This is a genomic window from Nocardioides lentus (assembly GCF_039529515.1).
In the GTDB taxonomy this organism is placed as follows: domain Bacteria; phylum Actinomycetota; class Actinomycetes; order Propionibacteriales; family Nocardioidaceae; genus Nocardioides; species Nocardioides lentus.
The window spans coordinates 84,447-93,500 of the sequence record NZ_BAAAMY010000001.1; the positions used below are offsets into that span (position 1 = coordinate 84,447).

9 protein-coding genes are annotated in these 9,054 nt (G+C 75.4%); 7 read left to right on the top strand and 2 right to left on the bottom strand.

The window, feature by feature from the left end:
• Positions 1 to 29 precede the first annotated feature (29 nt).
• On the bottom strand, positions 30 to 1,028 hold the full coding sequence (locus ABD158_RS00410) for a FecCD family ABC transporter permease (RefSeq protein WP_344002108.1): 999 nt from the start codon (positions 1,026 to 1,028) through the stop codon (positions 30 to 32).
• 32 nt (positions 1,029 to 1,060) lie between these two features.
• On the opposite strand from ABD158_RS00410, the gene ABD158_RS00415 reads away from it, so the two are divergent.
• The 6 genes from ABD158_RS00415 to ABD158_RS00440 all read left to right on the top strand — a co-directional run bounded on the left by ABD158_RS00415 (position 1,061) and on the right by ABD158_RS00440 (position 6,954).
• On the top strand, positions 1,061 to 2,047 hold the full coding sequence (locus ABD158_RS00415) for an ABC transporter substrate-binding protein (protein ID WP_344002111.1): 987 nt from the start codon (positions 1,061 to 1,063) through the stop codon (positions 2,045 to 2,047).
• 91 nt (positions 2,048 to 2,138) lie between these two features.
• Positions 2,139 to 2,258, top strand: a complete 120-nt coding sequence (amiA, locus tag ABD158_RS00420) for a streptamidine family RiPP (RefSeq protein WP_344002113.1) — start codon at positions 2,139 to 2,141, stop codon at positions 2,256 to 2,258.
• A gap of 62 nt (positions 2,259 to 2,320) precedes the next feature.
• Positions 2,321 to 3,019, top strand: coding sequence for a hypothetical protein (locus ABD158_RS00425; protein WP_344002116.1), 699 nt, complete (start codon positions 2,321 to 2,323; stop codon positions 3,017 to 3,019).
• Entirely contained in the window at positions 3,016 to 4,311 is a 1,296-nt protein-coding gene (locus tag ABD158_RS00430; RefSeq protein WP_344002119.1) for a CocE/NonD family hydrolase, read from the top strand. The genes ABD158_RS00425 and ABD158_RS00430 overlap by 4 nt, the downstream gene beginning before the upstream one ends.
• Positions 4,308 to 5,672 (top strand): YcaO-like family protein, encoded by a 1,365-nt coding sequence (locus ABD158_RS00435; RefSeq protein ID WP_344002122.1) that lies wholly within the window; start codon positions 4,308 to 4,310, stop codon positions 5,670 to 5,672. The genes ABD158_RS00430 and ABD158_RS00435 overlap by 4 nt, the downstream gene beginning before the upstream one ends.
• 10 nt (positions 5,673 to 5,682) lie before the next feature.
• On the top strand, positions 5,683 to 6,954 hold the full coding sequence (locus ABD158_RS00440; protein ID WP_344002125.1) for an MFS transporter: 1,272 nt from the start codon (positions 5,683 to 5,685) through the stop codon (positions 6,952 to 6,954).
• 76 nt (positions 6,955 to 7,030) lie between these two features.
• Here ABD158_RS00440 and ABD158_RS00445 read toward each other — a convergent pair whose 3' ends face one another.
• Complete coding sequence (locus ABD158_RS00445) at positions 7,031 to 8,389, bottom strand: site-specific DNA-methyltransferase (protein ID WP_344002128.1); 1,359 nt, start codon at positions 8,387 to 8,389, stop codon at positions 7,031 to 7,033.
• Between the two features lie 78 nt (positions 8,390 to 8,467).
• Here ABD158_RS00445 and ABD158_RS00450 point away from each other — a divergent pair.
• On the top strand, positions 8,468 to 9,054 hold a 587-nt coding region (locus ABD158_RS00450), incomplete at its 3' end, for a phospholipase D family protein (RefSeq protein WP_344002131.1).

Here is a 9,054-nt window from a genome sequence, read left to right on the forward strand (position 1 = left end):
CGGGGCACCGGCCGGGGCGCGGGTGGGACTCACGCGGGCACCCCCGGCGGACGACCCGCGCCGCGGCGGGCCCGCAGCACGAGGACGAGCAGCGGGACGCCGACCAGGGTCGTGGCGACGCCGACGGGCACCTCGACGGGGTAGAGCAGGGTGCGGGAGGCGAGGTCGGCGAGCACGAGCAGGACGGCGCCGACCCAGACCGTGTGACCGAGGCTGCGGGTGGTGCGGGTGGAGCCGACGAGGCGTCGCGCGAGGTGGGGGGCGAGCAGCGCCACGAAGGCGACGGGTCCGCAGACGCTGGCGACGGCGGCCGCGAGCAGGGCCGCGGTGGCGACGGCGGCCAGGCGGGTGCGTCCGACGGCGACCCCGAGGCCGGCGGCGACGTCGTCGCCCAGCGTCATCGCCTCGACCCGGCGCCGGAGCAGGAGGGCCGCGACGGCGCCCGCCGCCAGCCAGGGCGCGACGGCCTCGACGTGCACCCAGCCGCGGGCGGCGAGGCTGCCGAGCAGGTAGCGGAACAGCGCGACCACGTCGCCCTGCGTGCCTAGCCCGACGACCGCGACGACCAGGCCGCCGCACGCGGCGGAGATCGCGGCCCCGACCAGCGCGACGTGGTCCGGGGAGCGGGTGGTGCGCAGCGCCGCGAGCACCACGGCCCCCGCGACCAGCGCGCCGAGGAGCGCCGCGGTGGGCAGCGCGGCGACGGCGACGTCGAGGCGCAGCACGACGATCGTCGCGGTCACCACCGCCGCGCCGGAGGACACGCCGAGCAGCTCGGGGCCGGCGATCGGGTTGCGCAGCACGTCCTGCAGCAGCAGCCCGGACAGGGCGAGCCCGCCGCCGGCGAGGACCGCGAGCACGACGCGCGGCGCGCGCACCTCGGTCACCAGCACGTGGCGCGGGTCGCCGGCATCGCCCATCGCCCGCAGCACCGCCGACGGGGTGAGCGCGGGCTCGCCGAGGCAGAGGCCCAGGGCGACGGCGCCGGCGGGGAGGAGCAGCGCGATACCGATGCGAATGATTATCATCTTGATCTCGATCTTCGACCACAGGAGCCACCGTGCGCAATCCGACCCCCGTCCGCCTCTCCGCCGGCGCCCTCGCCGCCCTGCTCGGCCTCGGGCCCCTCGCGGCCTGCGGAGCCGACGACACCACCGCCGACAACACCGCCGACAGCACCGCCGACACCGCCACCTCCGACCCGAGCCCGTCGGCGACCGGACCCGTGAGCGCGACCGACGACACCGGCGTCGAGGTCGCCCTCGACGAGCCGGCGTCGCGGATCGCCTGCCTGACGATGATCTGCGTCGACGCCCTGACCGAGGTCGGGCTCACCCCGGTCGCCTACCGCGAGCCGCTCGCGCTCGACGAGCGCTTCGCCGGCCCCGACGCGGACATGCGCGAGATCACCGGCGGCTTCGGCGAGGAGAACGTCGAGGACGTCGTGCTGTCCGAGCCGGACCTCGTGATCGGTCTCGCGGGCGCCCAGGACGGGCTGCGCGACGCCGTCGAGGCCGCCGCGCCGCTCTACCTCGTCGACCCGCGGTCGTGGGAGGACTCGGTGGCCTTCCTGCGCACCGTCGGCGACCTGACCGGCACCCGCGACGTCGCCGACGAGCGCGCCGAGGCCTTCGAGACGCTGGTCGAGGAGGCCGCCGCGGAGCGCAGCGACCTCACCACCCTGTCGATGTACGGCGAGCCCGGCAGCCTGGGCGTCGACTCCGTCGAGACCCCGGTCGGCTCCCTGCTGGCCGAGGTCGGCGACTACCCCTGGGAGGCGGGCGACGACCCGTTCGCCTCGATCGCCGTCGAGCAGATCGCCGAGGTCGACCCGGACGTCGTCTTCGCGCAGGCCTTCTCCGCCTCCGGCGGCGCCGAGCCGCTGGCCGAGCGTCTGGCGGCCGACCCGCAGTGGGCCGAGCTCACCGCGGCGCAGGAGGACCGGGTCGTCGAGGTCGAGGCGGAGCTGTGGGCGACCGGCCGCGGCACGATCTCGCTCACCGAGGTGCTCGGCACCGCGACGGAGGCGCTCGACCAGGCCCGGTGACGCCGCGATACTTGAGAACGATTCTCGTTTGCTGCTAGCCTCCGTGGCGCGTCACCACTCGGGGGCGCGCACCCAACAGAAGGAGATCACCGTGAACGAGTTCTTCTCCCCCCTCGCCCAGCGGGCCGTCGTCGCGCAGCACAGCGCGGGCCACTCCAACGCCCTGGTCGAGAACCCGTTCGACGAGGTCGAGGCCGTCGAGGCCGACTGATCCGGATCCGACCCCGCGGCCCCCGGGCCGCGGGGTCGGAACCCCTTCCCGAGGACCACGCCATGACCACCGTCTCCGCCCGCCTGCGCCCCGGCGTCCGTCTCCACGAGACCGCCGAGGGCCACGTCCTGCGCGTCGCCCGCGGCGAGGACCGTATGGACCACCAGGTCGACCTCGCGCCGAGCGAGGTCCACGCCCTGATGGACGCCCTCCTCGACGGCGGGGCCCCCGACGCCCCCGCGCCCCGCGCGGCTCTGGACTCCCTGGTCGCCGCCGGGCTCGTCGACCCCGCGCCCGCGGCGTACGACGTGCGGGGGGCGGGCCTGCTCGCCACCGCCGTGCGCGGGGCACTGGCGCGCGCCGGCGCCGCGCTCACGCCCGACGGCGAGACCGTCACCGCCCTCGACACCCCGCCGTACGCCGGTGAGGAGCCCGACCCCGTCCTCCGGCGGGGCGTGGTGTGCTGGCTCGACGACGACCTGGCGCTGCTCGCGCCGCCGGGCGTCCCGGCGGTCGACGTCGCCGCGCGCCGCCGCGCCGCGACCCGCCACCGCGACACCGACCCCCGCACCCGGCCGGTGCCCGGTGGCCGGTCGGTCACCGCCCCGACCCCGGCCGCCGGCCTCGAGCTGGCCGCGGCCGTCGTCGCCGCCGAGCTCGTCCGCGGCGAGCGCCCCGCCCACACCGCCGTCGTCGTCGACCTCGGCGCCCTCACCGTCACCCACCGCCCCGTCCTCCCCGTCCCACCCGCGCCCCGGTGACCCCGCCGCGCACGGTGGTCCCCGAGGTGGTCGAGCCGCCGCCTGAGGTGGTCGAGCAGCCCGCGAGCGCCAGCGAGCGCGCGGCGTCGAGACCGCCGACCCGTGAGGTGGTCGAGCAGCCCGCGAGCGCCAGCGAGCGCGCGGCGTCGAGACCGCCGACCCGTGAGGTGGTCGAGCCGCCGCCTGAGGTGGTCGAGCAGCCCGCGAGCGCCAGCGAGCGCGCGGCGTCGAGACCACCGACCACATCGCCCCTCCGCACCACCGTCACCGGACTGGCGACGTACGCCTGGCTCCCCCACTCCCCGTGGGCGGTGCTGGTCGCACGCACGCCGTACGGCGCCGCCGCCCACGCCGCGGAGGGGACGGCGTGGGCGGCGCGCGGGGTCGGGTTCGTGGTGCAGGACGTGCGCGGGCGCCACCGCTCCCCCGGCGACTTCGTCCCCTACGCCGAGGACCGGTACGACGACGGCCCGGCCCTGCTGGCGTGGGTGCGCGAGCGGGTGGCGGTGCCCGTGGTGCTCACCGGCACCAGCTACGGCGCGCACGCCGCCCTCGCCACCGCCAGCGCGCCCGGCGTCGAGCCGCCGGCCGGGGTGGTCGCGATGGTGCCCGCGCTCGGCCTCGGCGAGACCGCGCGCACCCGCGGCGGCGTGCTCCAGCTCGCCTCCCGGCTCGGGTGGTGGCTGGCCCACGACGTGCGCCGCCCCTGGTCGGACGTGCTCGCGGCCCGGCGCCACGACGCCGAGCGGGCCGCCGCGGTGGGGCGCCTGACCTGCCCGCTGCTGGCGGTCGGCGGCACCGACGACTTCTTCGCCCACGACACCCTCGACCTCGCCTCCGCCTGGGGCGGGCCCGCCCGGCTGGTCCTCGGCCCCTGGGACCACTCCCTGGCCGGCGCGCGCCGCGCCGAGCGCGTGCTGGCGTGGCTCGCCGACGTCCTCGCCGGGCGCCCGCCCGCCGGGGTCGAGACCGTGGACCGCGACGGCGTCGTCGGCCAGGACCGGCCGCCGCGCGCCGTCGTCCACCTCGACCCGGAGACCGCCGGCACCGCCGAGGAGGGCGACCAGTGGTGCGCCACCCTGCTGGCCGACGACCGACCCGTCGCGCACGGCGCGGCGCACGGCCCCCGGATCGAGCTCGGCCCCGTCGTGCTCACCGCCGCCGAGCGGTCCCGCCTGCGGGTGCGGCTGGGCACCGACGACTTCCCGCGCTACGCGCGCTCGCCGGGATCGCTCCGGCGACCCGACCGACGACCGCCCGTGCCCGACCACCGACTGGAGCTGCTCGCATGACGGCCACCGCGCCCGCCGTACCCCTGCCCGTGGACCACCTCGTCGACCCCGAGCTCGGGATCGTCACCGGCCTGCACCCGCTGGAGCCGATGCCCGGCCTGCCCTCGGCGTACGTCGGGGTGACGGCGGAGGTCGCGGACTCCCGCGTGCACGGCAACTGGCCGAGCGACCGGGTCTCGCTCGGCACGACGTTCGGCGACCCGGCCGGCGCCCGGATCGCGGCGATCGGGGAGGCCGTCGAGCGCTACTGCGGCAACCACGTGCCCGACGGACTGCTGCGCGGCACCGCCGCCGAGCTGGCCGCGCAGGGCCACCGGCTGCTCGGGCCCGAGGACCTGCGGTTCTTCGCGGACTGGCAGCACGCCCGGCCCGGGTTCCCCTTCGCCCGCTTCACCGACGACGTCGAGATCAGCTGGGTGACCGGGCACGGTGACGGAGGGCAGGGCGACGACGGGCCGGTGCTCGTGCCGGCGTCGTGGGCGCACCTCAACTGGCGCACCGGGTCCCGACGCTCCGACCCGTGGCTGCACCACGTCAACTACGCCGGCATCGCCACCGGCCAGGGCCTCGCCGACGCCACCCGGCGCGGCCTGCTCGAGCTGGTCGAGCGCGACGCGCTGTCGCTGTGGTGGCACCTCGACCTGCCCGCCGCCGGGATCGCCGTCGAGTCCGTGCCGGGTCTCGCCGAGCACCTCGCCGAGACCCGGCTGGAGGCGCACCTGCTGGCGCTGCCGAGCTGGTTCGGGGTGCCGGTGGTCGCGGCGGTCGTGGTCGATGCGGAGACCGGCATCGTCGCCGGCGGCTTCTCGGCCAAGCTCGACCCCGCCGAGACGGCGCGCAAGGCCGTGCTGGAGGCGATCCACAGCTGGGTCTTCACCCAGGGCCTGCTGGAGCCGGACGGGTGGGTGCACGACGCGATCGCGGCCGGGATCCTCTCCGCCGGGCTCTACCTGCCCCACCGGCCCGACCGCGACTACCTCGCCGTCACCGGGCCGCAGCAGGAGCGGGTCCGCGACCTCGGCGCGCAGGCGCAGGTGTGGCTGGACCCGGAGGTGCAGCGCCGGCTGCTGCCCCGCTTCACCGCGCCGCCGCGCACGGTCGGAGTCGACGACCTGCCGACACAGACCGAACCCGGCCTGCGGGCCGCGCTGGCCGAGGCGGGCCACGAGGTCGTGGTCTGCGACCTCACCACCCCCGACGTGGCCCTCACCCCGCTGCGGGTCGCCCGGGTGTGCGCCCGCGGCCTCGTGCCCAACGCCCCCGCCGCGTTCCCCTACTACGGCCTGCCGCGCTGGACCGAGGTCGCCGGCCGCCCGCCGACCCCGGAGAACCTCCTGCTGCTGCCGCCCCCGAGCCTGTGAGCGCCACGCCGTGAGCACCCGCCCCGCCACCGACGCCCGCGCGGACAGCGCGCTGGCCGACCCGACGTACCGCTGGTTCCTGGCCGCCCGCACCATCGCGATGGCCGGCAACGCGCTGACCCTGGTGGCGCTGCCGGTGCTGGTCTACCGCCTGACCGGGAGCGCCACCCTGACCGCGTTGGTCGCGGCGCTCGAGACCGCGCCGTACCTGCTGGTCGGGCTGCTCGCCGGCGCCCTGGTCGACCGCGCCCACCGCCGCCGCGTGCTGGTCACCAGCGCCACGGTCAGTGGGCTGGCGATGCTGACCGTGCCGCTGGCCGACGCCCTCGGCGTGCTCGGGGTCGGTCAGATCATGGTGGTGGCGGTGGTCGTGGCGACGTCGTTCGTGTTCGCGGACGCGGCCGGCTTCGGGGTGGTGCCGCAGATGGTCGGCCGGGCGCGGGTCGCGTCGGCGACCTCGACCCTGGTCAGTGTCGGCACGGCGATCGGCCTGGTCGGCCCGCTGGTCGGCGGCGTCCTGGTGACCGTCACCTCGCCCGCGCTGGTGCTGGGGATCGACGGCCTGGCCTACCTCGCCTGCGCCGCGGTGCTGGCGCGGCTGCGCTGGCCCGGCAGCGAGGAGCGTCCGGAGCGCGGTCCGGACCGTCGGCTGCGCGCCGAGGTCGCCGAGGGGCTGCGCTTCATCTGGGCGCTGCCCGTGGTCCGCTGGCTGACGCTGCTCGGCGCCGGCAACAGCCTCGCCGGCGGCGCCGTCGCGGGCCTGCTCGTCGTGGTCGGCGTCGAGCAGCTCGGCCTCGGTGTCGATTCCCCGCGCCTGGGGTGGCTGTTCGCCGCGGGCGCGGCCGGGACGTTCCTCGCCAGCCTCGCCCTGCCCCGCCTGCAGCGCCGCGTCGGCGTCGGCCTGATCACCACGGTCGGGTACGCCGTCGCCCTCGTCACCCTGCTCGGGCTCTCCTTCGCCACGTCGCTGGTGGTGGCACTGCCGCTGCTGGCGCTGCAGGGGTACGCCGCCACCACGCTCATCGTCAACGGCATCGTCGCCCGCCAGGTCGTCACCCCCGACCGCCTGCAGTCTCGCGTCAACACCACTGCCCGGCTCATCGCCTGGGGCGGCAGCCCGCTCGGCGCCGCCCTGGCTGGCGTCGTCGCCGGAGCCGTGGGTACGCCGTGGGCGCTTCGGGTTGCGGCGCTGGGGCTCGTGGTCAGCCTTGGTGGTGCGCTGGTCGTCGGGGTGTGGAGGTACCCCCGCGTTGTCAGGTTGGCCGCGCCAGCTGGAGGGTGAGTAGCAAAGGATCGCAGGCGTGATCCCGTTGTCGAGGACCCCACAGCCATCTCCTCCCGATTCGGGCGTGGGGGTTTCAGATCCCCCCTCGCGCACGTACAGGTGGGACGACCACCGCTGAAGGGCCGGGCCTTCGGATCCGGTCCGGTGATGCAGCTCTGGGCTGGGCTTCCCAACCGGCGTTGCTCGCCGCCTGGTCGGCAGCGTCAACGGAGATCGTGGTCACCTGCCCCGTTGCCGACTGGTGGGCCAGCCGGGGCAGGGTGACGTCGCGGACCGTGGCGGCGACGGTCTCGATCCCGATCCACGGGCGGCCGAGCGCACGCGCCGCGATAGCCGTCGTACCCGAACCGAGGTACGGGTCGAGGACGGTGTCACCGGGGTCGGTAGCGATCTCAAGGATCCGAGCCATCAAGGCCTCGGGCTTGGGTGTGTCGAACGGCGTCGAGCCACCGACGGCCTCGAGCAGCTCCTTCTTGGCGACCGCGTTGTCGCCGACCTCGGCTGCGGTCCACAGCGTCGTCGGGGCCAGCGGGGTCAACTCCTCAGCGTACCGCTTGAGGCGCGGACGACCGGCCCCGTCGCGCGGCCAGTAGATAAGGCCCGCCGCATCGAGGTCGGCGAACCGCGCAGCCGTGTAGGTCCAGCACCGGCCCGCCGGCGGCTCTACCAGTTCGCCGGTCGGCGTGGTGATCGCATAGAACTGGCTCGGCGTGCCGTGCCCGGCCTGGGCCGAGAGCGGGATCGATCGCCAGGGTCCCCGCGGGTCGTTGTCGGGGTTGCTGAGCCCACCCTCGTTCGCGAACCCGTTGCGCACGTGCTTCCACTGCTTCTGCCCGGCCGGTGCGTATACGTGGATGTAGTCGTGGGAGACGCTGAACGCCGTCCGGTTGTCGCGTGAGGTACGGCGCTGCCAGATCACGGTCGCGACGAACGAGTCTGCGCCGAAGACCTCGTCGAGCAGGCAACGGCCGTGGTGCTGCTCGCTGTCGTCGAGGTGCAGCCAGACCGAGCCGTCGGCGTGCAGCAGCTCCTTGACCAGGTGCAACCGCGTGCGCAGGTCGGTAAGCCAGTGGGCGCTGTGCAGGGCGTCGTCGTAGTGCCCGAAGCGCTTGCCGGTGTTGTACGGCGGATCGAGGTAGGCGAGCTTGACCGTCCCGGCCGCCGGCCCGCGGTCGGTCCTGCCGTCGAGCACAGCACGGAGCGCGTCGGCGTTGTCGCCGATCAAGAGGAGGTGGTCGGCGTCGCCGGGGGTCAGGACCTCGAGCACGGTCTCGCCCGCGGCCGGCACGCTGTCCTTGCCGGCCCACTCCAAGGAGGGTCGCAGGCTCGACGAGATCCGAGGACGGGGGGCCCGGCGGGGTCGGACCGAGGCAATCGAACGCGGGGTCCGGAGGTCGCCGGTCTGCTTTTCCTGGGTGCTCCGACGGGTCATGCCTCGACTGTATTCGCGGGCTCCGACGGTCGCGGTGATGCCGTGCCGGGGCGGGCCCGTGATGTCAGACTGGACCGGATGACCCGCCTCGTCCTCCAGAATCCCGGCAATGAACCGTCGCTGCTGACCACCCTTCTCGGCGCCCTGGACGACGGGCTATCGGGCGGCGGCGTGTTCGCGTGGACCAACCGCACCGGCATCGCTGCGGTCCTGGAGAGCGACGCCTTCACGACGTACATCAAGAAGCACCCGTTCCAGCTGGTCGTCGGGACCGACTCGATCACCAACGAGACCGCCCTGGACCGACTCCTCGAACTCACCGCAGCGCACCCGCGGCTGGACCTGCGGATGTTCGTCCACGACAAAAACGTGATCTTCCACCCGAAGATGGTCTGGGTGCAGACGCCGGCGGGCCTGCGGTTGCTGGTCGGCTCGGGCAATCTCACCCGGAGCGGCCTGCAGGCAAGCTGGGAGATCTTCACCGACAGCCTGCTCACCGGGGTGGCCGCGACCGAGGCGAAGCAGGCCCTGGAGGAGTGGCGCGAGGAGAACGCTGCGTTCCTGCTTGCGCCGACGAACCCGCAGGTGCGCGAAGCCGTCGCGCAGAACGTGCCGAGCGAGCGCAGCCTGCGGCAGCGGAGCAAGAAGAAGGCCAAGCCCGTTGT

What these genes read in the sequence shown, in the direction of transcription:
- ABD158_RS00425 (WP_344002116.1), top strand. Translation starts at nt 2,321, where the DNA reads ATGACCACCGTCTCCGCCCGCCTGCGCCCCGGCGTCCGTCTCCACGAG.
- ABD158_RS00410 (WP_344002108.1), bottom strand. Translation starts at nt 1,028, where the DNA reads ATGATAATCATTCGCATCGGTATCGCGCTGCTCCTCCCCGCCGGCGCC.
- ABD158_RS00435 (WP_344002122.1), top strand. Translation starts at nt 4,308, where the DNA reads ATGACGGCCACCGCGCCCGCCGTACCCCTGCCCGTGGACCACCTCGTC.
- ABD158_RS00445 (WP_344002128.1), bottom strand. Translation starts at nt 8,389, where the DNA reads ATGACCCGTCGGAGCACCCAGGAAAAGCAGACCGGCGACCTCCGGACC.